The following is a 22952-nucleotide window of genomic DNA, read 5'->3' as shown; positions in this document are numbered from 1 at the left end:
CCCGTTCCACAGTTAGAATTTCAGCGCGTTGGCGATGTCTTCTTCGCTTTCTGTCGCCGCATCGATCTGGCTCTGCGCCTTGTTGGAGATCGCCACGAACGGCAGGTAAATCACGGTGGCGACCGCCAGGTTGAACAGGCTCAGCAACATGGCCATGATGCTGCCGTTGGTGTTGAAGAACGCCCCCAGGCCGACCGGCATGGTCCAGGGCGCGATGTTGGTGATCGGCGGGATCAGTCCGGAGTAATAAGCCAGCGAAGTGATAATGGTCAGCACCGGCTGTACCAGAATAAACGGAATGAACATCACCGGGTTCATGATCACCGGCAGGCCGAACAGGATCGGCTCGTTGATCTGGAAAATGCCGGATGGTGTCGCCAACTTGGCGACCTGGCGGTAATCCTCGCGGCGCGAGGCGATGAAGATGGCGATGATCAGGCCCAGCGTCGAGCCGGTGCCGCCGAGGTAGATATAGGAGTCGACGAACGGTTTCGCCCACATGTGGAACTCTTTACCGGCGGCCACCGCCGCTTCGACAGAACCGTATTTGTTGTACAGCTCCACGTTTTCCAGCGCGAACGGTGTCATGATGCCGCTGTCCAGCGCCGCCAACGCCATGGAGCCGTGCACCCCAAAGAACCACAGCAGCGAAGAGAACAGCACGTACACCCAACCCACCACGCTGCCCATCTTGGCCAGCGGCGCCGAAATGCCGTCCATGATGATCTGGTGGAAGTTGGTGCCCCAATGCGCCAGCGCGAACGCCACCAGCCCCATGATGGAGAGGATGATGAAGCCGGGGATCAGCGCCGAGAAAGAGCGCGACACCGAAGCCGGCACGCTGTCCGGCAGGCTGATCACCCAGTTGCGCCGCACGATGAAAGCAAACATCTCAGCCACCGCCAACCCGATCACCATACCGGAAATGATGTTGGCGCCGCCCAGCCAGTTGGCGCCCACCGCATAGGCCTCGCCGACGTTGAACGGCGTGACGGTCATGAAGGCCGCCACCGCCAGCAGTGCCGAGGCCAGCGGATCGACCTTGCGCTCTTCGGCCAACGCCATGCTGATAAAGAACGGCGTCATCAGGGACATGATCCCCAGCGTACCGTTGTAAACGCTGCCGCCGATGCTCTTCAGGCCGTTAAGCGTCTCGATGGTGGAGGCGTCCAACCTCACGCCCAACGAATAGAAGAACGATCCCTCACCGAAGCTGAGGAACACGTTGTTGATCAACACGAACATCGCCCCGGTCAAGGTCAGCGGCATCAGGCGGATAAAGCCGTTCTTGATGGCGTTGACGTGGGGCTGCTTACCGATTTTTACGGCGAAAGGCAGGATAACCTTCTCGAGCGAGGCAATGAGGGTATTCACGGCGGCCTCCTGTTATTGGTTGGCTTTCTTGATGGCGGCCACCGCGGCCTTCAGTACGCCCAGCCCATCGACCTTGCCGTACAGCAGCGGATCGATGACTTCCACAGGTTTGTTGGGCAGCTGTTTTTGCACTTCCGGCAAGGTGTAGGCGATCTGCGGCCCCAGCAGGATCAGATCCGCTTCAACGCCCTTCTCGGCGGCCAGCGCTTCCGGGTAAGCGGCGATGATCACCGGCACTTCATATTTCTCGGCCTGCGCCTTCATTTTTGATACCAACAGGGAAGTGGACATACCGGCAGAACAAAACAGATAGATTTTTTTCTTTTCCATACCAAGCACCTCAGATAATCAAAAAAACCCCGTGTTATTTGTATGCCAGATGCAATCACGATTGCTTCACGCACATTCCTTATGAAAATTTCCGTCACGTTGCCCTGGTTACGGACAGTATACGGAGCATGAAAAACGGATCGGTAAGCCAGGAGGTAACATAACCGTCTCTCATTGACCTGGCGGATTGACCCTCTTCACATTTCGCACAAAAAAATAGTGTGACCGGGCTCTCAAATAACCGATAAAAACTCAGAATATTCGCAATAAATACTCAAATAGCAATTATAAACAGCCAGTTATGAACGCGCTGAGAATTTAAGGGTTTATTTGAGCCGGAACAAATGGAGAGGATATAAAAATAGTTCAGGCTTGATTCCCCCCTGCCATCCCGCACGCGGTGGCGTGGGGAGGATTACGTGGGCAGACGCAGCAACTCGATCACCGTGGTCAACGCCACGGGGTGATTTCTACGATTGGGATAATAGAGGTAAAAACCGGGAAACGGCGCGCACCAGTCGGCCAACACTCGCCGCAGCCGCCCGCTCGCCAGGTGTTCTTCCACCTCCTGCTCGATGGCGAAAGCGATGCCGACGTGCGCCAACGCCGCCTGCAGCAACAGTCTGGCGTCATCCACGATCAGCGGGCTGTTGACCGCCACGGAAAATCGCTGCTCGCCCTGCTGAAACGCCCATTTGTAGCGCTCGCCCGAAGAGGCCTTGCGCCAACCGATGCAGCGATGCTGCAGCAAATCCTGCGGATGCGCCGGTTCGCCATGCCGTTGAAAATAGTCCGGCGTGGCGACGATGGCAAAACGCAGATCTGGCGTCACGCGCACCGCGCGCATATCGTTGTGCAGATCCTCACCGAGTCGGATACCGGCGTCAAAGCCTTGTTCGACGATGTTGGCGAACCCCTCGTCCGCCACCACTTCCAGCGTAATGCCGGGGTACTCGCTGGCCAAGCGCCCCAGAAGCGGCACGATGGCGAGCTCGATGGCCGAACGCGGCGCGTTGATGCGCACCAGGCCGCGCGGCCCGTCGCGAAACGCATTCAGGCTTTCCAGCGCGGCGTCGATATCGGTAAAGGCCGGCACCAGCTGTGCCAACAGATGCTCACCGGCCTCCGTCGGCGAGACGTTGCGGGTGGTGCGGTTCAGCAGGCGAATGCCCACCTGCGCCTCCAGTTCGCGCAGGGTGTGGGTCAGCGTCGGCGGCGTTACGCCCAGCCGAGCGGCGGCGCGGCGGAAGCTGCGTTCACTGGCGATAGCCACGAAGGCCGCCAGGCCGGACAGTTCGGGTTTCTTCATGCTATTGATATAAATTATCTAATAGTGAGATGAATTTTTAGCGGATAGTTATCCGTCATCTAACAACATAGCATTGCGATCGAACCCATTACCAGGTATCGATGCGATGATTAATGCTACAGCTCCAACTCATGAAACGCCGCGCAGGCTGGCGGGTAAAGTCGTACTGGTGAGCGGCGGCGGCACCGGCATCGGCCGCGCCGCAGCGCTGGCCTATGCCCGCGAGGGCGCCAAAGTGGCGTTGGCCGGCCGGCGCGCGGCGGAGATCGAAGCCACGGCGCGCGATATCGCGTTGGCCGGCGGCGACGCCCTGCCCATCGTGACCGACGTCGCCCAGGAGGGTGATATCCGCCGGCTGCTCGCCGCGGTGACCGCCCATTACGGCCGACTCGACGTCGCCCTCAACAACGCCGGCATCATCGGCAACTTCGCCCCCATCACCGAACAGACCAGCGAAGATTTTGACCGGGTTATCGCCATTAACCTCAGAGGCGTCTGGCTGGCGATGAAATACGAGATTGAAACCTTCCTGGCTCAACGCTCGGGCGGCGTGATCATCAACACCTCCTCCTGGCTGACCCACGGCGCACTGGCCGGTTCATCCAGCTACTCCGCCAGCAAAGGGGCGCTCGATGCGATGATCCGCGCAGTGGCGCTCGAATACAGCGGCCAGGGCATCCGCGTCAACAACATCAACCCCGGCATCATCGACACGCCGATGGCGCGCAGCAGCGTGGCCGACAGCGCGGCGTTCGCGCCCTTTATCGCCCATACGCCCGCCGGCCGCCTGGGCGAATCGGAAGATATCGGCGATGTGGCACTGTGGCTGGCGACGGACGAGGCCCGCTTCATCACCGGCCAAAGCCTGCTGGTGGACGGCGGTTACACCATCGCCGGCATGCGCTGAGGAGGCGACGCCATGAACTACGTTCGGCTTGGCGACAGCGGCCTGAAGGTGTCCCGCCTCTGCCTGGGCTGCATGACCTACGGCGATCCGGCCTGGCGCCCCTGGGTGCTGAAGGAAGACGAGGCGCGCCCCTTTATTCGCGAAGCGCTGGAAGCGGGCATCAATTTCTTCGATACCGCCAACATTTACTCCGGCGGAGAAAGCGAGCGTCTCCTCGGTCGCGCACTGAAAGCGTTCGCCCGTCGTGAAGACGTGGTGATCGCCACCAAGGCCTACTTCCCGATGGATGCGCAGCCGAACAGCCGCGGGCTGTCGCGCAAGCACCTGCTGCACAGCGTCGACGCCTCTTTGCAGAGATTGGGAACGGATTACCTGGATCTGTTCGTGCTGCACCGCTTCGATACCGAAACGCCGATCGAAGAAACCGCCGACACCCTCGACGCCCTGGTGCGGGCGGGCAAGATCCGCTATCTCGGCGCGTCTTCACTGCACGCCTGGCGCCTGATGAAAATGCTGGCCTTTCAACGTCAGCACCGCCTGGCGCCGTTTATTTCGCTGCAGAGCCAATACAACCTGGTGACGCGTGAAGACGAAGAGGAGCTGATCCCGCTGTGTCTGGAAGAAGGGCTCGGCCTGACGCCCTGGTCGCCGCTGGCGCGCGGCGTGCTGGCCGGTTCAGGTACGGCCGGCACGCTGCGCGCCGCCACCGACGAACAGGCACCTCGTTGGTACGGCAGCAGAGACGAAGTTGAGCGTACCGTCGCTGCGGTAGCGGAGGTGGCCGCCGCGCACGGCGTTCCTCCGGCACAGATCGCGCTGGCCTGGCTGTTGGCCAAACCCGGCGTGGCGTCGCCGCTGGTGGGCATGTCCAAGCCGCATCATCTGCAGGATGCCCTGGCAGCGCTCACCCTCAGGCTATCGCCGGAAGACGTGGCCGCGCTGGAGGCGCCTATCGCGCGCGTTGCCCGCCCCGAGCGCTGGTAGCCCATTTGCCTTCATTGCAGGAGAGAAGACATGTCATACGCTGTTACCGTGCGAGCGGTGTTTTTCACCCTCGCCACCACACTTCCCCTTAGCGTTCCGGCACAGGCCGCCATCAGCGCAGCCTGCGCCGCAAGCAGCATGACGCTGCCGCCCGGCGCGCTTTACCCCAACGGCATCGCCCGCGCGGCGGACGGCACCCTGTATGTCGGCTTTGTCACCAGCGGCAATGTGCTGCGTAAACGGCCGGGTAAAGCGTGGGAAACCTTTTTCCCCGGCGCTGACACGGTGTTCGCCTCAAACGCGCTGAGGCTGGACGAAAAACGCGGGCTGCTGTGGGGCAATTCGCCGGACTTCCTCTCCGGCGGCAAAGCGCGAGCCAACCGCATCTACGCGCTGAACGTCGCGGATGGCACGCTCGACCGCAGCCTGGCGCTGCCGGCGGGCGAAATGGGCAACGATATCGTGCTCGGCGCAGACGGTACGGTGTACGTGACGGAAACCCGCGGCGGCGGCATCCTGCGCCTGCGGCCAGGCGAGACGGCATTCAGTACGCTGTTTCAGGATCCGCAGTTAGCGGCCCCTAGCGGGCTGGGCGCCGCCGGGATCGTGCTGCTCGACGATCGGCTGATGGCAGTCGCCAATTTCGGTACCGGTAAGCTCTACACCCTCAGCTATAACGATCCCCAGCCGCAGCTGACGGAAATGCAGCTGCCGCGCCTCATCGAAAACCCGGACGGAATGGGGTTGGCACCGGACGGCGCGCTGATCGTGCTGGAAAACGCGATCCAGAGCGGCCACGGGCGGATCCTGCGGATCGCGTTGCCGAAGGCGGCAGGCATGCACCAACTTGAGGTCTTGCGCGAAGGTATGGAATCGCCGGTCAACCTGACTATCACCCCGCAAGGCTGCGCCTTCGTCAGCGAGTCGCGCATCCGCCACCGCCTGCTGCCCGGCCATGAAACTGACGTGCCCGACAGCTTCCGTCTCTATCAACTGCCCTTGCCTCTCACCACCGCGCAATAACCTCTCCACCACTACTGCGGGCGGCGACTTGTGTTGTTGCCCGCAGACGAACGACAATCTCGCTTCGTTACCAACCCGCCTTGCGCAGCGCTTCCCATTTTTACCTGTGACAGCCGATTGCCCGCTGGGCTAGTATAAGCGTCTGTGCAAACCTTGGGTTTGAACACGCCGTTTGGCGTTTTGATGACTTGATTTGCGCCGCCCGCCAAAGCGCTGAATGGGGCGACGCCTGCTGAAACAATGTGATAGCGAATGACGACAATGAAAATCACAGTGACCTTTACATTCAATGGATTGGAAAAATAATCGTATGAATAGCACCGATAAACTCGATTCGCACACGCCGATGATGCAGCAATACCTGCGCCTCAAGGCCCAGCATCCTGAAATCCTGCTGTTCTACCGCATGGGTGACTTCTACGAGCTGTTTTACGACGACGCCAAGCGCGCTTCCCAACTGCTGGATATCTCGCTGACCAAACGCGGCGCCTCGGCGGGCGAGCCGATCCCGATGGCCGGCGTGCCACACCACGCGGTAGAGAACTACCTGGCCAAGCTGGTGCAGCTCGGCGAATCCGTCGCGATCTGCGAACAGATCGGCGATCCGGCCACCAGCAAAGGGCCGGTCGAGCGCAAAGTGGTGCGCATCGTCACCCCCGGCACCATCACCGACGAAGCGCTGCTGCAAGAACGCCAGGACAACCTGCTGGCGGCGATCTGGCAAGACGCGCGCGGCTTCGGTTACGCCACCCTGGACGTCAGCTCCGGCCGTTTCCGCGTCGCCGAGCCGCAGGATCTGGAAACCATGGCCGCCGAGCTGCAGCGCACCAATCCGGCCGAGCTGCTCTACCCGGAAACCTTCGAACAGATGACGCTGATCGAACAGCGCCATGGCCTGCGCCGCCGCCCGCTGTGGGAATTCGAACTGGAGACCGCACGCCAGCAGCTCAACCTGCAGTTCGGCACCCGCGATCTGACCGGCTTTGGCGTCGAGCAGGCGCACCAGGCGCTGCGTGCCGCAGGCTGTCTGCTGCAGTACGTCAAAGATACCCAACGCACTTCGCTGCCGCACATTCGCGGCATCACCATGGAGCGCCAGCAGGACGGCATCATCATGGACGCCGCCACCCGCCGCAATCTGGAGCTGACGCAGAGCCTATCCGGCGGCAGCGACAACACGCTGGCGGCGATCCTCGATCGCACAGTGACGCCAATGGGCAGCCGCATGCTGAAACGCTGGCTGCACATGCCAACCCGCGACATCAAGGTCCTGACTGCCCGCCAGCAGGCGATCGGCGCATTGCAGGAACTGTTCGCGGATCTGCAGCCTTCGCTGCGTCAGGTGGGCGATCAGGAACGTATTTTGGCGCGTCTGGCGCTGCGCACCGCCCGTCCGCGCGATCTGGCGCGCATGCGCCATGCTTTCCAACAGTTGCCGGACATCCGCGCGCTGCTGCAAGACGTAGAGACGCCGCACGTGCAGCAGCTACTGTCGCAGGTGGGCCAGTTCGACGAACTGCGCGAATTGTTGGAACGCGCGGTCATTGAATCACCGCCGGTGCTGGTGCGCGACGGCGGCGTGATCGCCCCCGGCTACAACAGCGAGTTGGACGAGTGGCGCGCGCTGGCGGACGGCGCCAGCGACTACCTCGACCGGCTGGAGATCCGCGAGCGTGAAAAGCTGGGGCTGGATACGCTCAAGGTCGGCTTCAACGGCGTACACGGCTACTACATTCAGGTCAGCCGCGGCCAAAGCCACCTGGTGCCGATCCACTATGTGCGCCGCCAGACGCTGAAAAATGCCGAGCGCTACATCATCCCGGAACTGAAAGAGTATGAAGACAAAGTGCTCACCTCCAAGGGTAAGGCACTGGCGATCGAGAAAAGCCTGTACGACGAGCTGTTCGACCTGCTGCTGCCGCACCTGGCGGAACTGCAACAAAGCGCCGCCGCACTGGCCGAGCTGGACGTGCTGGCCAACCTGGCCGAGCGCGCCGATACCCTGAACTACGCCTGCCCGACCATGAGCGAGCAGCCGGGGATCCGCATCACCGAAGGCCGCCACCCGGTGGTGGAGCAGGTGCTGAGCGAGCCGTTTATCTCCAACCCGCTCACCCTGTCGCCACAGCGTCGCATGCTGATCATCACCGGCCCAAACATGGGCGGTAAAAGTACCTATATGCGGCAAACGGCGCTGATCGTGCTGATGGCGCACATCGGCAGCTATGTGCCGGCTACCAAGGCCACCATCGGCCCGGTGGATCGCATCTTCACCCGCGTCGGCGCGGCGGACGATCTGGCTTCCGGCCGCTCCACCTTCATGGTGGAGATGACTGAAACCGCCAACATCCTGCACAACGCCACCGAGCACAGCCTGGTGTTGATGGATGAGATAGGCCGCGGTACCTCCACCTACGACGGCCTGTCGCTGGCCTGGGCCTGCGCCGAGAACCTGGCTAACCGCATCAAGGCAATGACGCTGTTCGCCACCCACTACTTCGAGCTGACGACCCTGCCGGAGAAAATGGAAGGCGTGGTCAACGTGCATCTGGACGCGCTTGAACACGGCGACACCATCGCCTTCATGCACACCGTGCAGGACGGCGCCGCCAGCAAAAGCTATGGCCTGGCGGTCGCCGCGCTGGCCGGCGTGCCGCGCGACGTCATCAAGCGCGCCCGCCAGAAGCTGCGCGAACTGGAGTCTATCTCCAGCCACACCGCATCGGGCAGTGTCGATGCCACCCAGATGACGCTGCTGCAGGAAGAGACTTCGCCGGCGGTAGAAGCACTGGAGGCGCTGGATCCGGATTCCCTGTCGCCGCGTCAGGCGCTGGAATGGCTCTATCGGCTGAAAAATATGGTGTAGTTGAGGCGATAAACGCAGGCATAAAAAAACGGTGAGCATCATGCTCACCGTTTTTATTTGATGCGGTTCAACAACCGGCATTATTCGCGGAACAGCGCCTCAATGCTCAGACCCTGCATCTGCAGGATCTCACGCAGGCGGCGCAGACCTTCAACCTGAATCTGACGGACGCGTTCACGCGTCAGGCCAATCTCCCGGCCCACGTCTTCCAGCGTCGCCGCTTCATAGCCCAGCAGGCCGAAACGACGCGCCAACACTTCACGCTGTTTGGCGTTCAGTTCGAACAACCATTTGACGATGCTTTGCTTCATATCGTCATCTTGCGTGGTGTCTTCAGGCCCGTTGTCCTTTTCGTCGGCCAGAATGTCCAGCAGCGCTTTCTCCGAATCCCCGCCCAGCGGCGTATCCACCGAGGTGATGCGCTCATTCAGGCGCAGCATGCGGCTGACGTCATCTACCGGCTTGTCGAGTTGCTCGGCAATCTCTTCAGCGCTCGGTTCATGATCCAGTTTATGAGAAAGCTCGCGCGCGGTGCGCAGATAGACATTCAGTTCTTTGACGATATGGATAGGCAAACGAATGGTACGGGTTTGGTTCATGATCGCCCGCTCAATCGTCTGACGGATCCACCAGGTTGCATAAGTGGAGAAGCGGAAACCGCGTTCCGGGTCAAATTTTTCCACTGCGCGAATCAGACCGAGGTTACCCTCTTCGATCAGATCCAGCAGCGCCAGACCGCGGTTGCTGTAGCGGCGGGCAATTTTCACTACCAGCCGCAGGTTGCTTTCAATCATGCGGCGGCGGGACGGCACGTCACCGCGCAGAGCACGCCGCGCAAAATAGACTTCTTCCTCTGCGGTCAGCAGAGGGGAATAACCGATCTCGCCCAGATAGAGCTGCGTCGCATCCAATACGCGTTGCGTAACGCCTTGAGACAACAGCTCTTCTTCCGCTAAATCGTTCTCGCTGGCCTCTTCTTCTACCAGCGCTTTTTCATCAAACGACTCAGCCTCAGCTCCATTCTCGTCGAAATCCGCATCATCATGTAACTCGTTAACTTTCAGCGTATTTTGGCTCATATGCTGCTCCTACCCGTGATACCGCGAGCAGAATCTCAGCGTATTCTGCCCAATCTATCGCTGCGGAAGATAACGCAGCGGGTTTACGGATTTCCCCTTGTAACGAATTTCAAAATGCAAACGTACTGAACTGGTACCGGAGCTACCCATGGTGGCTATTTTTTGACCCGCCTTCACTTCTTGTTGTTCCCGGACCAGCATTGTGTCGTTATGAGCGTAGGCGCTCAGGTAATCATCATTGTGTTTGATGATGATTAGATTACCGTAACCCCGTAAAGCGTTGCCTGCATACACTACGCGGCCATCGGCGGTAGCGAAGATAGGCTGCCCACGGGAACCGGCGATATCGACGCCCTTATTCCCACCTTCTGATGAGGAAAAGTTATCAATAATCTTACCGTCAGTCGGCCATCTCCAAGTGCTGACCGGAGAACTGTTGCTGACGGTGCTGCTCACTGGTGGAGCGGCTTCCGGTGCGGTAACAGGCGCAGTCGCGGTCCCAACCGCTGCGGCACCCGCTGCAGGTAACATCTTACCTACATTCTGTTTACCCGAGTTTTCAGAATACGCGTTAGTTGATTGAGAATCAACCGTTGCCGTCTGGATCTGGGTAGTGGAAGGTGGCTTCGGAACGCCGCCTTTGGTAGCGTCTGTCGTCGCCAGCATACCGCCGCCGCCGTTGGCAGAACCATTACCAAGCTGAATGGTTTGGCCAACATTCAGGCTGTACGGCTCGGGAATATTGTTGCGCTGCGCCAGGTCGCGGAAATCGTTGCCGGTGATCCAGGCGATGTAAAACAGCGTATCGCCGCGCTTGACCGTATAGGTGTCGCCGCCGCTGTAGCTCCCTTTAGGGATGGCGTTATAACTGCGGTTATAGACAATGCGGCCTTCTGGGCTGACCTGCTGCGCTCCGCCATTATTATTGCCGGATGGAACGGCGCCGCCGCCGCCCACGCTGCTGATAGGGGCCGACGTCGAGGCAGTATTCGTACACCCCGCCAACCACAAACTTACCATCGTACACACCGCTACCCGGCGTAACGTAATCATTGGGCTTCCCGTGCTCATGCTTCCCCCATGACAGCAATATCAGTGATATATCCAAAATACCCTTTACATCGTAGCCGAGCTTTTGCCACTTCCCAGTTTCTGCGATGCAAAGGCGCCGCCGGCCGATCCCTGAACGCCAGGTTATCTCCCGCCGGAGCATCAAAATGCGCGCCAATGCTAACCACATTGGCGATGTCGCACCATAAGACAACTACGTAGAAAGGCCAATTCTAGTGAAAATTAGCCTGATTGGAACGAGAAAACCTTATCTGGACGTGATGAAAGTGCAACAGATTTTGCGGGCGGTCTAAAAATCAGACAATCGCTAGGCCAATTCGCCTTTCACCAGCGGCACAAAACGCACCGCTTCCACCGCGTCGACAACGAATTCGTTGCCATGACGCTGAATGCGTTTGAGGGTTTGGGCCTGTTCGCCGACCGGCAGCACCAAAATACCGCCGTCGTCCAATTGCTCCACCAGCGCCTGCGGAATTTCCGGCGGCGCGGCAGTGACGATGATTGCATCGAACGGACCGCGCGACGCCCAGCCTTGCCAGCCGTCGCCGTGGCGGGTAGAAACATTATGGAGATCGAGCTGCTTCAGACGGCGCTTGGCCTGCCATTGCAACCCTTTGATGCGTTCGACGGAACAAACGTGTTGCACCAAATGCGCCAGAATGGCGGTTTGATAACCGGAACCGGTGCCAATCTCCAGCACCCTCGAAGTGGGCGTCAGGTTCAGCAGTTCGGTCATGCGCGCCACCATATAAGGCTGGGAGATGGTCTGGCCGGAACCGATCGGCAGCGCGGTATTTTCGTAGGCCTTGTGATCCAGCGCCTCGTCGACAAAACGTTCGCGCGGCACCGCTTCGATCGCCTGCAGCAACTTTTCGTCCCGGATCCCCTGCTGCCGCAGCTGCGTCAGCAATGTTTGCATACGCTTGTTCACCATTCCCCGCTAACCTCTGCCTTGGTTAACCATGTTTTTACGACTTCCTGCGCCGCGTAGGCAGTCAAATCCACCTGCAGCGGCGTGATCGCCACATAGCCTTGTTCCACCGCCGCAAAGTCGGTATCCGGCCCGGCATCAAATTTATCACCAGGCGGCCCGATCCAGTAGAGATTTTGTCCGCGCGGATCCTGCTGGCAGAAGACCTTATCGGCGGGATGGCGGCTGCCGCAACGGGTGACGCGCAGGCCTTTGATCTCCGCCAGCGGCAGATCCGGCACGTTGATATTCAGGATTTTTCCGGTACGCAACGGCTCGCGCTGCAGCGCGCGCAGGATGTGGCAGGTAATGACGGCGGCGGTCGCATAGTGCTGATGGCCGTTCAGCGACACCGCCAGCGCGGGCAGCCCCAGGTGCCGCCCCTCCATCGCCGCCGCGACGGTGCCGGAATAGATGACGTCGTCGCCCAAATTCGGCCCGGCGTTGATGCCGGAGACCACGATGTCCGGCGCCGGGCGCATCAGCGCGTTGACGCCAAGATAGACACAGTCGGTCGGCGTCCCCTGCAGCACCGCGATATCGCCGTTGGCCAGCGTCTGCGTACGCAGCGGCGACTCCAGCGTCAGGGCATTGGAAGAGCCGCTGCGGTTACGATCCGGCGCCACCACTTGCACCTCGGCGAACTCCCGCAGCGCCGCCGCCAACGCCTGAATGCCCGGGGCGCTAACGCCGTCATCGTTACTCAGTAATATCCGCATCGCTGTCATCCTGCTGCATGATCTCGCGAACCACGCTGGTCGCGAAGCTGCCTGCCGGCAACCAGAAACGCAGCTCCACGGTAACGTCATCCCACCAGTTCCACAGCATATTTTGCGGCTGCAGCAGCAGGGCCCGACGAGCGGGTTCGACACGCTCGCGCTTTAAAAGCGTAAGCAATTCCGGTTGTTCCGCCAAGCATTGTTGTTCAAAAGCCAATACCTGGCCGGCGGTGCCCGGCTCGCCGTCACCCGGCAAGGGCGCCGTGATCGCCAGCTCGCCGGCATCCAGCCGTTGCTGCAACGTCTCAAGCTCATCGGCTTTGGCAACGAACCAGCTGCCGCGCCCACTCAGCTGCAGGGCATCCCCTTCCAGCACGGTGCGCTGCAGTCCATCGGCCAGGCGCCGGCCGGCAATCTGATTGAACAGCGCGCTGCGGCTGGCGGACAGGTAGAAGCTGCGTTTACTGCGCTCTTTGACGCGGATTTCGTCATTCGCCCAGCGGCGCGCCATCACCAGGTTGTTGCCGCCGCGGCCGAAACGCTGGCTGCCAAAGTAGTTCGGCACGCCCTGTGCGGCGATCGCCTGCAAGCGGCGCTCCACGTCCTGCCGATCGGAAATCTGGCGCAGCACCAGCGTAAAGTGGTTGCCCTTCAGAGTGCCGATGCGCATCTTGCGCAGGTGACGGGCATACGAGAGCACCTCGCAGCCTTCCAACGTAAAGCGGGAGAAGTCCGGCGTTTCCTTGCCCGGCATATGCAGGCAGAACCACTGTTCGGTCACCGCGTGACGATCCTTCAAGCCCGCATAGCTGACGGAACGGGCGTGAATGCCGGCGAAGCGCGCCAGATAGTCGGCCACGAACTGGGTATTGCAGCCATTTTTACGGATGTTCACCAGCACGTGCTCGCCTTCGCCGTCCGGTGCAAAACCCAGGTCTTCCACCACCACGAAATCTTCCGGATTGGCTTTCAGCACCCCGGTGCTCTGCGGGCGGCCATGCAGCCAGGTCAGATTCGCCATATCCATACCGTTATTCCTTGATCAGCAAGGCGACCGCTTCGCAGGCGATGCCCTCGCCGCGCCCGGTGAAGCCGAGCTGCTCGGTCGTCGTGGCCTTCACGTTGACGTCATCCATATGGCACTGCAGATCTTCCGCCAGGAACACGCGCATCTGCGGGATGTGCGGCGCCATTTTCGGCGCCTGGGCGATGATGGTGATATCGAGGTTGCCAAGGCGATAGCCTTTGGCACGAATGCGTTTCCAGGCTTCGCGCAGCAGCTCGCGGCTGTCGGCGCCTTTGAACGCCGGATCGGTATCGGGGAACAGCTTGCCGATATCGCCCAGCGCCGCCGCGCCCAACAAGGCGTCGGTTGCGGCGTGCAGCGCAACATCGCCGTCGGAATGGGCCAGCAAACCTTTATCGTAAGGGATGCGAACGCCACCGATCACCAACGGGCCTTCGCCGCCGAATTTATGTACGTCAAAACCGTGACCGATACGCATGGTGCGCTCCTTAATTGTCTAACTGGGTCAAATAGAACGCCGCCAGCGCCAAATCCTCCGGCCGCGTTACTTTAATATTGTCCGCCCGCCCGGCGACCAGCAGCGGATGATAACCGCAATGCTCCAGCGCCGAGGCTTCGTCGGTGACGTTCGCGCCTTCATCCAGCGCGCGTTGCAGGCACTGTTTGAGCAGCGGCAGCGGAAACAGCTGCGGCGTCAACGCGTGCCACAGATCCTGCCGTTCGACGGTATGGGCGATGGTTTCGCGGCCGGGTTCGGCGCGCTTCATGGTGTCACGCACCGGCGCGGCGAGTATGCCGCCGACCTTACTGTGCGCGGTGATCGCCAGCAGGCGTTCAAGATCGTCGGCGTGCAGGCAGGGGCGCGCGGCGTCATGCACCAGCACCCAGTCCGCATCGCCCGCCAGCTTCAGCCCGGCCATCACCGAATCGGCGCGCTGTTTGCCGCCCTCGGTGACGATCACCCGCGGATCCTGGGCGATCGGCAACCGTTCGAACTGACGATCTTCCGGGCCGATCGCCACGATCACCCGCTCAATGCGCGGGTGGCGCAACAGGGCGTGGATGGCGTGTTCGACGATGCTGTGCCGGCCGATGGTTAAATATTGCTTCGGGCATTCCGCCTGCATGCGGCTGCCGATACCGGCAGCGGGCAAGACGGCAATCACCGAGGGAAAGGTGCCTGCGGAGTGATTCATGCGTTATTTTTGTGCGTTATTTTGCGAGGAAGACGCCGCGTTGCGTCTGGATTGGTCAGGAACCAGACGATAGAAAGTCTCACCGGGCTTGATCATGCCCAGTTCATTACGCGCTCGCTCTTCGATCGCTTCCTGACCGCCGTTCAAATCATCGATTTCGGCAAACAGCTGATCGTTACGCGCTTTCAACTTAGCGTTGTTGCCCTGTTGGACCGCAACGTCTTCATTGACCCGCACGTAATCGTGAATACCATTTTTGCCCAGCCACAGTGAATACTGTAACCAACCGAGCAATGCCAGCAATAGCAGCGTAAGTTTTCCCATCTCCGCCCCCTGAAAAACCGACCAATCATCCCACAACTTCTCGTTGGACTCCACACTGAGAGCGGCATTTCAACGCCAAATTCAGAATACGGATGAAGGGTTCTCGAGTTTATAGCCTAATTCCGCTGCCAAAGCGGCAAAAAAAGCCCCTTTTGCCCGGCGTGCGCGACGTGTTTTCCGGTAAGGCGCACACTGTCTTTTTCCCATTATGCAGCAAGAATCACTATACCGCCGCCCTCTGCCCCATCGCTTTCACCGTTACCGTGCCAAAAGTGAATATTTAACACCATAGAAATAATAATCATCATGCAGCGGTTGCACTTTCATTCACATAAGCTTATTTTTATGCACTCATAGTGCATAAATAATTCCAATATATAACCTTTCATTATCGGGGATCGCGATGTTAAAACGTTTAGTTCTGATCGGCGCCTGCCTGGCCGCCACCTTCTCCACCGCCGCGTTGGCGGCTGAGCCTACCTATGTCGTCGGCTCCGGCGGCACCTATCGGCCGTTCGAATTTGAAAACAGTCAAAAGCAGCTGGAAGGTTTCGACATCGACATCATCAAAGCGGTAGCCAAGGCCGAGGGTTTCCAGATCAAACTGATCAATACGCCGTGGGAAGGCATCTTCGCCACGCTGAACTCCGGCGATCGCGATATCATCATTTCCGGCATCACCATCACCGATAAGCGCAAGCAGATGGTTGATTTCTCCGCGCCTTACTTCCCGGCGGAACAGGCCATCGTCGTGCCGCAAGACTCGAAAGTGGACTCCATCGCCGCGCTGAAAGCGCTGAAGGTCGGCGTAGTGAACTCCAGCACCGGCGACATCGTGGTGTCCGACGTGCTGGGTAAGAACAGCACCGCCATCAAACGCTTCGACAATACCCCGCTGATGCTGCAGGAGCTGTATGAAGACGGCATCGGCGCGGCGGTCGGCGACGTCGGCGTAGCCAAGTTCTATATCAAAACTCACCCGGAGAAAGCCTTCAAGCTGGTGCCCGACGCCAAGTTCGAACGCCAGTATTTCGGCATCGCCGTCGCCAAAGGCAACGATGATCTGCGCAACAAGATCAACGCCGGTCTGAAGAAGATCGTCGCCGACGGCACCTACGCCAAGATCTACCAAACCTGGTTCGACAGCAACGTACCGACGCTGCCGGCGGAATAATCCCCTGTTGCCGGCGCCCACCAGGCCGCCGGCGCACCACCGTTTCAGCCTACCAAGAAGGAATACCCCTTGAACTTCCGCTGGGAGATCATCCAGGAATACGCGCCGCTGTTTATGGAAGGCGCCTGGATGACCATCAAATGCACCATTATCTGCGTGCTGCTGGGCACCACCTGGGGATTGATCCTCGGGCTGGGCCGCCTGGCGCAGGCGCCGCACGGCATCTGGAAACCCATCCTGCGTTACGGCGTTCAGTGGCCGGTGCGCATCTACATCAGCGCCTTTCGCGGCACGCCGCTGTTTGTACAGATCATGGTGGTGCACTTTGCGCTGGTGCCGTTGTTCATCAATCCGCGCGACGGCCTGCTGGTCACCAGCGGCCTGATGAGCGTCGATTTCGCCCGTGCGCTGCGCGCCGACTACGGCGCCTTTCTCTCCTGCGTGGTGGCGATCACCCTCAATGCCGGCGCTTATGTCTCGGAGATCTTTCGCGCCGGGATCCAGTCGATCGACCGCGGCCAGATGGAGGCCTCGCGTTCGCTGGGCATGAGCTATGGCAAGACCATGCGCCAGGTGATCCTGCCGCAGGCTTTCCGCCGCATGTTGCCGCCGCTGGGCAACAACGCCATCGCCATCGTCAAGGATTCGTCGCTGGCCTCCGCCATCGGCCTGGCGGATCTGGCCTATGCCGCCCGTACCGTCTCCGGCGCCTACGCCACCTACTGGGAGCCCTATCTGACCATTTCGCTGGTCTATTGGGTCATCACCTTCCTGCTCTCGCTGCTGGTGCAACACATGGAAAAGAGGTTCGGTAAAAGTGATTCGCGTACATAATCTGCAAAAACAGTTCGGCGAAAGCCACGTGCTGCGCGGCATTTCCTGCCGGATCGCCGCCAACGAAGTGGTGTGCGTCATCGGCCCTTCAGGCTCGGGCAAAAGCACCTTCCTGCGCTGCATCAATGCGCTGGAGACGCTCTCCGGCGGCGAGATCGAGGTCAACGGTTTCGCCGTCCACGATCAGAAAACCGACCTGAACAAGATGCGGGAAAGCGTGGGCATGGTATTCCAACGTTTCAACCTGTTCCCGCACATGACGGTGTTGGAAAATATCATCATGGCGCCAATGAGCGTGAAGAAACAGCCGCGCGCCGAAGCTATCGCGCAAGCAGAACAGCTGCTGCTCAAGGTCGGCCTGCTCGACAAGCTCGACGCCTACCCCAACAGCCTGTCCGGCGGCCAGCAGCAGCGGGTAGCGATCGCCCGCGCGCTGGCGATGGAGCCGAAGATCATGCTGTTCGACGAACCGACCTCCGCGCTCGATCCTGAGCTGGTGGGCGAAGTGTTGGCGGTGATGAAATCACTGGCCCACGAGGGCATGACCATGGTGGTGGTGACGCATGAGATGGGCTTTGCCCGCGAGGTGGCCGACCGGGTGCTGTTTATCGATCAGGGGATCATTCAGGAGGAGGGTGCGCCGCAGCAGATCTTCAGCCAGCCGGCCAATCCGCGCACTCAGGCGTTTCTGAGCAAAGTTTTGTAACCTTCGGCACGGCTTTGCAATCCTTCGGGCGCCGGCATCGGCGCCCGCTCTCTCACCACCCGGTCAGGAAGCTGAACACCAGCCAGAACAAGCACAGCACGATCGCGCCGGTCAGCAGCAGCGTCAGGATCAGACGGCCGCGCAACAGCATGCTGAGGGTGATGCCGATCAGCACCGACAGCGGCATCAGCGCCAGGAAGAACGGCCAGGTATAGAGCAGGAAAAACAGCGTGTTGGAACCGTAAACCAGAAACGGCAACGCGAATGCCAGCCAGTAGAAAACAAAGCCGCTGACGCCGCCCAGGAAAGAATAAGACGGCTCCTCTCTCTCCTGTTTTGACTGCTTGGAGTCGATCAAGATAGGCGTGACATTTTGCATAGTGATCCCTGGTTATTCGGCTCGCTCTGCGGCGGCTTAGAGTAAAAAGCGCATGGCGAAAAACGCCACACGCTTTTTTTGAATTCAGGGTTTGATAATAGCCTGACCACGCAACACGTCTAACAATTGCGCAATCAAATTTGTTACCAATTGTTGGCCATCGAGGTGAATTTCCGGCTGTTGCGGCGCCTCGTAAACCGCGTCGATGCCGGTGAAATTGCGCAGCTCGCCGGCGCGCGCTTTCTTATACAATCCCTTCGGATCGCGCGCCTCGCAGATCGCCAACGGCGTGTCGACGAACACCTCGATAAAGCGCTCCTCGCCGAGCATCTCGCGCACCATCTGCCGCTCGGCGCGGTGCGGCGAAATGAACGCGGTCAGCACCACCAGCCCGGCGTCCACCATCAGTTTGGCCACCTCCCCCACCCGGCGAATGTTCTCGCGCCGATCCTCGTCGGAGAAGCCGAGATCGCGACACAGGCCGTGCCGCACGTTATCGCCGTCCAGCAGATAGGTGCTGACACCGAGACCGTGCAACGCCTGCTCCAGCGCGCCGGCGACGGTGGATTTGCCCGAGCCGGACAGCCCGGTAAACCACAACACCACGCCGCGGTGGCCGTTGCGCGCTTCGCGATCCGCACGCGTCACCGCATGCGGATGCCAAACCACGTTCTCATCGTCCGGCCCGCTCGCCCTCAGTTCCACGGCCACCTTACTGGCCACCGAGCAGATCGCGCGCACCCCAGTGCGGGAAGTGTTTGCGCACCAGCGCATTCAGCTCCAGCTCGAAGGCGCTGAACTCGCCGCGCGCCGCCGAGGCGGCCTGCAGCGTTTCACGCACCAGACCGGCACCGACCGTAACGTTGCTCATGCGATCGATGAAGATCAGCCCGCCGGTGTCGTGGTTGCTCTGGTAGCTGTCCAGCACCAGCGGTTCGTCGAAGGTCAGCTCAACCAACCCGATACCGTTGAGCGGCAGGGTGTCAGCCGGGTGCTGCGCCAGCGTATTGATCTCCACCTGATGGCGGATGCTCTCCACGCGAGCGCGGGTCTTTTTGCCGGCGATCTTGATGTCGTAGCTCTGGCCCGGCACCAGCGGCTGTTCGGCCATCCACACCACGTCCACCAGCGCGCTCTGCGCCGCCTGCAGGCTTTCGCCGGCATCGACCAGCAGATCGCCGCGGCTGATGTCCACCTCATCCTTCAGCACCAGCGTAATCGCCTCGCCCGGCACCGCCTCTTGCAGATCGCCGTCGAAGGTCACGATGCGCGCCACGCTGGACTCCACGCCGGAAGGCAGCACCTTGACCCGTTGCCCCACCCGCACCACGCCGGCGGACAGCGTGCCGGCATAGCCGCGAAAATCGAGGTTCGGGCGATTGACGTACTGCACCGGGAAGCGCAGCGGCTGGTTTTCACGCTCGCTGACCACGTCGACGCTCTCGAGCACTTCCAACAACGTCGGGCCGCTGTACCACGGCATATGGGCGCTTTCGCTCGCCACGTTGTCGCCGTCCAGCGCCGACAGCGGCACGAATTTGATATCCAGATCGCCCGGCAGCTGCTGGGCGAAGGTCAGGTAATCCTGTTTGAACTGTTCGAACACCGCTTCCTGATAATCCACCAGATCCATTTTGTTTACCGCGACCACCAGATGGCGAATGCCCAGCAGGGTTGCGATAAAGCTGTGGCGGCGAGTCTGATCCAGTACCCCTTTGCGCGCGTCGATCAGCAGGATCGCCAGATCGCAGGTGGAGGCACCGGTGGCCATGTTGCGGGTGTACTGCTCGTGTCCCGGGGTATCGGCGATGATAAATTTACGCTTTTCGGTCGAGAAATAGCGATAGGCCACATCTATGGTAATGCCCTGCTCGCGTTCGGCCTGCAGGCCGTCCACCAGCAGCGCCAGATCGAGTTTCTCGCCCTGGGTACCGATGCGTTTGCTGTCGCTGTGCAGCGTCGACAGCTGATCCTCGTAGATCTGGCGGGTATCGTGCAGCAGGCGGCCGATCAGGGTGCTTTTGCCGTCGTCGACGCTGCCGCAGGTCAGAAAGCGCAGCAGGCTCTTGTGCTGCTGCGCGTGCAGATAGGATTCGACGCCGCCCTGGTCAGCGATTTGTTGTGCAATTGCGTTGTTCATCCGGCGGCTCCTTAGAAATACCCTTGACGCTTTTTCAGCTCCATCGAGCCGGACTGATCGCGGTCGATCATCCGCCCCTGGCGTTCACTGGTGGTGGAGACCAGCATCTCTTCGATGATCTCCGGCAGGGTTTGCGCCTGCGAATCCACCGCGCCGGTCAGCGGCCAGCAACCCAGGGTGCGGAAACGCACCATGCGCTGGCTGATCACTTCCCCCGGCTGCAGATCGATACGATCGTCGTCCACCATCATCAGCATGCCGTCGCGCTCCACCACCGGGCGTGGTTTCGCCAGGTACAGCGGCACGATGTCGATCTTTTCCAGGAAGATGTACTGCCAGATATCCAGCTCGGTCCAGTTCGACAGCGGGAAGACGCGGATGCTCTCCCCTTTGTTGATCTGGCCGTTATAGTTGTGCCACAGCTCCGGCCGCTGATTTTTCGGATCCCAGCGGTGGAAGCGATCGCGGAACGAATAGATGCGCTCTTTGGCACGCGATTTCTCCTCGTCGCGCCGCGCGCCGCCAAAGGCGGCGTCGAAACCGTACTTGTTCAACGCCTGCTTCAGGCCCTCGGTCTTCATGATGTCGGTATGCTTGGCGCTGCCGTGCACGAACGGGTTGATGCCCATCGCCACCCCTTCCGGGTTTTTGTGCACCAACAGCTCGAAACCGTACTCCTTCGCGGTGCGATCGCGGAATTCGTACATTTCGCGGAATTTCCAGCCGGTATCGACGTGCAGCAGCGGGAACGGCAGCGTGCCGGGGAAGAACGCCTTGCGCGCCAGATGCAGCATCACGGAAGAGTCTTTACCGATGGAGTACAGCATCACCGGGTTAGCGAATTCAGCGGCGACTTCACGGATGATATGGATACTCTCCGCCTCCAATTGCCGCAAATGAGTGAGTCGTTTTTCGTCCATAACAGGTCCTTAAAAGCCTTGCCTATGCCAAATTCACGACGGCCGGGCGCGCGGCCCCTTCCGTCTGCGATTGATGCCCGAACCAGGCGATTTGATGGTGCAGTTCCACCACCTCGCCGATCACCAACAGCGCCGGCAACGGCGCCCGTTGGGCCAGGTGTTCCAATTGATCCAGCGTGCCGATCTGCACCTGCTGATCGGCGCGCGTGCCGCGGCTGATCACCGCCACCGGCGTCGCAGCGTCGCGGCCATGGGCGATCAGGCGTTGGCTGATGTCCGCCGCCTTCATGGTGCCCATGTAGATAGCCAGCGTTTGCCGCGCCCGGGCCAGATCGGCCCAGTCCAGGCCATCGCCGTCGGGGCGGCAGTGGCCGGTGATAAAGGTCACGCTCTGCGCGTGATCGCGATGCGTCAGCGGAATGCCGGCGTAGGCGGTCGCGCCCGCGGCGGCCGTGACGCCAGGCACCACCTGGAACGGAATGCCGGCGGCGGCGGCCACCTGCAGCTCTTCGCCGCCGCGGCCAAAGATGAACGGATCGCCGCCCTTGAGGCGCACCACCCGTTTGCCCTGCTGCGCCAGCTCCACCAGCAGCCGGTTGGTCTCTTCCTGGATCACCGAGTGCGCGCCGGCGCGCTTGCCCACGCAGATGCGCTCGGCGTCGCGCCGCACCAGATCGAGGATCTCGCCGCTGACCAGATGGTCATACAGCACCACGTCCGCCTGCTGCATCACCTGCAGCCCGCGCAGGGTCAACAGCCCCACGTCGCCCGGCCCGGCGCCCACCAGGGCGATCTCGCCCTGTGCGCCTTCATCGCCTGCGGCGAAGTGGTGTAAATCCTGCTCCAGCTGCCGTTCCGCCTGCGCCGTCTGGCCGTTGGCCACCAGCGTGGCGAAACGGCCGCCGAACGTTTTCTCCCAGAAACGGCGACGTTCGCCGATCGAAGCCAACCGCTGTTTGACCTGGCCGCGCCAGCGGCCCGCTACCTGCGCCATCTGCCCCAAACTGGCGGGCAATAACGCCTCCAGCTTTTCGCGCAGCAGGCGCGCCAGCACCGGCGCCTGGCCGCTGGACGACACCGCCACCACCAGCGGCGAGCGATCGATGATCGACGGGAAGATAAACGAGCAGCGCGGCTGATCGTCCACCACGTTGGCCAACACCCGGCGCTTATCCGCCTCGGCGAACACCGCGGCGTTCAGGGCGTTGTCGTCCGTGGCGGCGATCGCCAGAAACACGTCGTCCAACTGCTGCGGGTCAAAGCTTTCCCCCAGCCAGAGCACCCGCCCCAGCTGACGTTGTTGTTCCAGTTCCGGTGAGAGCGACTGCGCAACTATCCGTATTTCAGCCCCGGCGCGCTGAAGCAGATCGACTTTGCGCGCAGCCACGTCACCACCGCCAACGACCAGCACCGGACGTTGTTTCAGGTCGGCGAATATTGGTAGATAGTCCACAACAGCCTTTTCATATAACAGAAAGATAGTGTGACTATACGGGCTGAGATTTAGCCTCTGAAATGACGAAAAGGAATGATTAGTTCCTTTATGGAATATAGGCCGCAGCGCAGGAGGCAAACGGTGATAATCGAGGCGATGCTTTGCGCGTTCGCGCGAAATTAAGA

At 60.7% G+C, this 22952-nt stretch carries 23 protein-coding genes; 7 read left to right on the top strand and 16 right to left on the bottom strand.

The genetic code is table 11. The annotated features are described in order from the left end of the window. Positions 1-12: 12 nt before the first annotated feature. From chbC to ATE40_RS00730, 3 genes are all read right to left on the bottom strand, one after another. A complete protein-coding gene (chbC, locus tag ATE40_RS00740; RefSeq protein WP_063918187.1) occupies positions 13-1374 on the bottom strand; it encodes a PTS N,N'-diacetylchitobiose transporter subunit IIC in 1362 nt (453 codons plus the stop codon). Between the two features lie 12 nt (positions 1375-1386). Further along, complete coding sequence (locus ATE40_RS00735) at positions 1387-1704, bottom strand: PTS sugar transporter subunit IIB (RefSeq protein ID WP_004932561.1); 318 nt, start codon at positions 1702-1704, stop codon at positions 1387-1389. 415 nt (positions 1705-2119) lie between these two features. Next, positions 2120-3013, bottom strand: coding sequence for a LysR family transcriptional regulator (locus ATE40_RS00730; RefSeq protein ID WP_019455123.1), 894 nt, complete (start codon positions 3011-3013; stop codon positions 2120-2122). A 106-nt stretch (positions 3014-3119) separates the two neighbouring features. On the opposite strand from ATE40_RS00730, the gene ATE40_RS00725 reads away from it, so the two are divergent. The 4 genes from ATE40_RS00725 (at position 3120) to mutS (ending at position 8793) form a co-directional block, all read left to right on the top strand. Beyond that, complete coding sequence (locus ATE40_RS00725) at positions 3120-3920, top strand: SDR family NAD(P)-dependent oxidoreductase (RefSeq protein WP_063918186.1); 801 nt, start codon at positions 3120-3122, stop codon at positions 3918-3920. Positions 3921-3932: 12 nt separating this feature from the next. Continuing rightward, on the top strand, positions 3933-4904 hold the full coding sequence (locus tag ATE40_RS00720; protein WP_063918185.1) for an aldo/keto reductase: 972 nt from the start codon (positions 3933-3935) through the stop codon (positions 4902-4904). Positions 4905-4934: 30 nt separating this feature from the next. Next, entirely contained in the window at positions 4935-5927 is a 993-nt protein-coding gene (locus tag ATE40_RS00715; protein ID WP_244889060.1) for a Vgb family protein, read from the top strand. 310 nt (positions 5928-6237) lie between these two features. After that, positions 6238-8793 carry a DNA mismatch repair protein MutS gene (mutS, locus tag ATE40_RS00710; RefSeq protein ID WP_025159653.1) on the top strand — a complete coding sequence of 852 codons (2556 nt, stop codon included), beginning with the start codon at positions 6238-6240 and terminating at the stop codon, positions 8791-8793. 80 nt (positions 8794-8873) lie between these two features. On the opposite strand, the gene rpoS is transcribed toward mutS, so the two are convergent. From rpoS to ftsB, 8 genes are all read right to left on the bottom strand, one after another. Continuing rightward, positions 8874-9872, bottom strand: a complete 999-nt coding sequence (gene rpoS / locus ATE40_RS00705; RefSeq protein ID WP_019455119.1) for an RNA polymerase sigma factor RpoS — start codon at positions 9870-9872, stop codon at positions 8874-8876. A 54-nt stretch (positions 9873-9926) separates the two neighbouring features. Continuing rightward, positions 9927-10925 carry a murein hydrolase activator NlpD gene (gene nlpD / locus ATE40_RS00700; protein WP_019455118.1) on the bottom strand — a complete coding sequence of 333 codons (999 nt, stop codon included), beginning with the start codon at positions 10923-10925 and terminating at the stop codon, positions 9927-9929. A gap of 325 nt (positions 10926-11250) precedes the next feature. Further along, positions 11251-11877 (bottom strand): protein-L-isoaspartate(D-aspartate) O-methyltransferase, encoded by a 627-nt coding sequence (locus tag ATE40_RS00695; protein WP_019455117.1) that lies wholly within the window; start codon positions 11875-11877, stop codon positions 11251-11253. After that, the gene (surE, locus tag ATE40_RS00690; RefSeq protein ID WP_063918183.1) at positions 11871-12632 is read right to left on the bottom strand and encodes a 5'/3'-nucleotidase SurE; all 762 of its coding nucleotides are present in this window, start codon (positions 12630-12632) and stop codon (positions 11871-11873) included. Before surE ends, ATE40_RS00695 begins: the two co-directional genes overlap by 7 nt. After that, complete coding sequence (gene truD / locus ATE40_RS00685) at positions 12613-13659, bottom strand: tRNA pseudouridine(13) synthase TruD (RefSeq protein ID WP_063918182.1); 1047 nt, start codon at positions 13657-13659, stop codon at positions 12613-12615. Before truD ends, surE begins: the two co-directional genes overlap by 20 nt. Positions 13660-13663: 4 nt before the next feature. Then, a complete protein-coding gene (ispF, locus tag ATE40_RS00680) occupies positions 13664-14137 on the bottom strand; it encodes a 2-C-methyl-D-erythritol 2,4-cyclodiphosphate synthase (protein WP_004932594.1) in 474 nt (157 codons plus the stop codon). A 10-nt stretch (positions 14138-14147) separates the two neighbouring features. Next, complete coding sequence (gene ispD, locus ATE40_RS00675) at positions 14148-14855, bottom strand: 2-C-methyl-D-erythritol 4-phosphate cytidylyltransferase (protein ID WP_019455114.1); 708 nt, start codon at positions 14853-14855, stop codon at positions 14148-14150. 3 nt (positions 14856-14858) lie between these two features. Continuing rightward, positions 14859-15179, bottom strand: a complete 321-nt coding sequence (gene ftsB / locus ATE40_RS00670; protein ID WP_016929043.1) for a cell division protein FtsB — start codon at positions 15177-15179, stop codon at positions 14859-14861. A gap of 403 nt (positions 15180-15582) precedes the next feature. Between ftsB and ATE40_RS00665 the strand changes: the two genes are divergently transcribed. From ATE40_RS00665 to ATE40_RS00655, 3 genes are all read left to right on the top strand, one after another. Beyond that, positions 15583-16353, top strand: a complete 771-nt coding sequence (locus ATE40_RS00665; RefSeq protein ID WP_063918181.1) for a basic amino acid ABC transporter substrate-binding protein — start codon at positions 15583-15585, stop codon at positions 16351-16353. 114 nt (positions 16354-16467) lie between these two features. Beyond that, complete coding sequence (locus ATE40_RS00660) at positions 16468-17187, top strand: amino acid ABC transporter permease (RefSeq protein WP_050487541.1); 720 nt, start codon at positions 16468-16470, stop codon at positions 17185-17187. After that, the gene (locus tag ATE40_RS00655) at positions 17171-17893 is read left to right on the top strand and encodes an amino acid ABC transporter ATP-binding protein (protein WP_063918180.1); all 723 of its coding nucleotides are present in this window, start codon (positions 17171-17173) and stop codon (positions 17891-17893) included. The genes ATE40_RS00660 and ATE40_RS00655 overlap by 17 nt, the downstream gene beginning before the upstream one ends. Positions 17894-17945: 52 nt before the next feature. Here ATE40_RS00655 and ATE40_RS00650 read toward each other — a convergent pair whose 3' ends face one another. The 5 genes from ATE40_RS00650 to cysG form a co-directional block, all read right to left on the bottom strand. Continuing rightward, positions 17946-18272 carry a DUF3561 family protein gene (locus ATE40_RS00650; protein WP_004932611.1) on the bottom strand — a complete coding sequence of 109 codons (327 nt, stop codon included), beginning with the start codon at positions 18270-18272 and terminating at the stop codon, positions 17946-17948. An 84-nt stretch (positions 18273-18356) separates the two neighbouring features. Then, positions 18357-19046 (bottom strand): adenylyl-sulfate kinase, encoded by a 690-nt coding sequence (cysC, locus tag ATE40_RS00645; RefSeq protein ID WP_080062264.1) that lies wholly within the window; start codon positions 19044-19046, stop codon positions 18357-18359. After that, the gene (gene cysN, locus ATE40_RS00640) at positions 18985-20412 is read right to left on the bottom strand and encodes a sulfate adenylyltransferase subunit CysN (RefSeq protein ID WP_019455109.1); all 1428 of its coding nucleotides are present in this window, start codon (positions 20410-20412) and stop codon (positions 18985-18987) included. The genes cysC and cysN overlap by 62 nt, the downstream gene beginning before the upstream one ends. A gap of 11 nt (positions 20413-20423) precedes the next feature. Beyond that, positions 20424-21332, bottom strand: a complete 909-nt coding sequence (cysD, locus tag ATE40_RS00635) for a sulfate adenylyltransferase subunit CysD (protein WP_004932620.1) — start codon at positions 21330-21332, stop codon at positions 20424-20426. A 22-nt stretch (positions 21333-21354) separates the two neighbouring features. Beyond that, positions 21355-22785 (bottom strand): siroheme synthase CysG, encoded by a 1431-nt coding sequence (gene cysG, locus ATE40_RS00630; RefSeq protein ID WP_019455108.1) that lies wholly within the window; start codon positions 22783-22785, stop codon positions 21355-21357. Positions 22786-22952: the final 167 nt, after the last annotated feature.

Origin of the sequence: Serratia surfactantfaciens, assembly GCF_001642805.2 — a bacterium.
Classification (GTDB): domain Bacteria; phylum Pseudomonadota; class Gammaproteobacteria; order Enterobacterales; family Enterobacteriaceae; genus Serratia; species Serratia surfactantfaciens.
The sequence above is the reverse complement of the archived record's forward strand: the minus strand, read 5'-3'. Positions and strand labels throughout refer to the sequence as shown.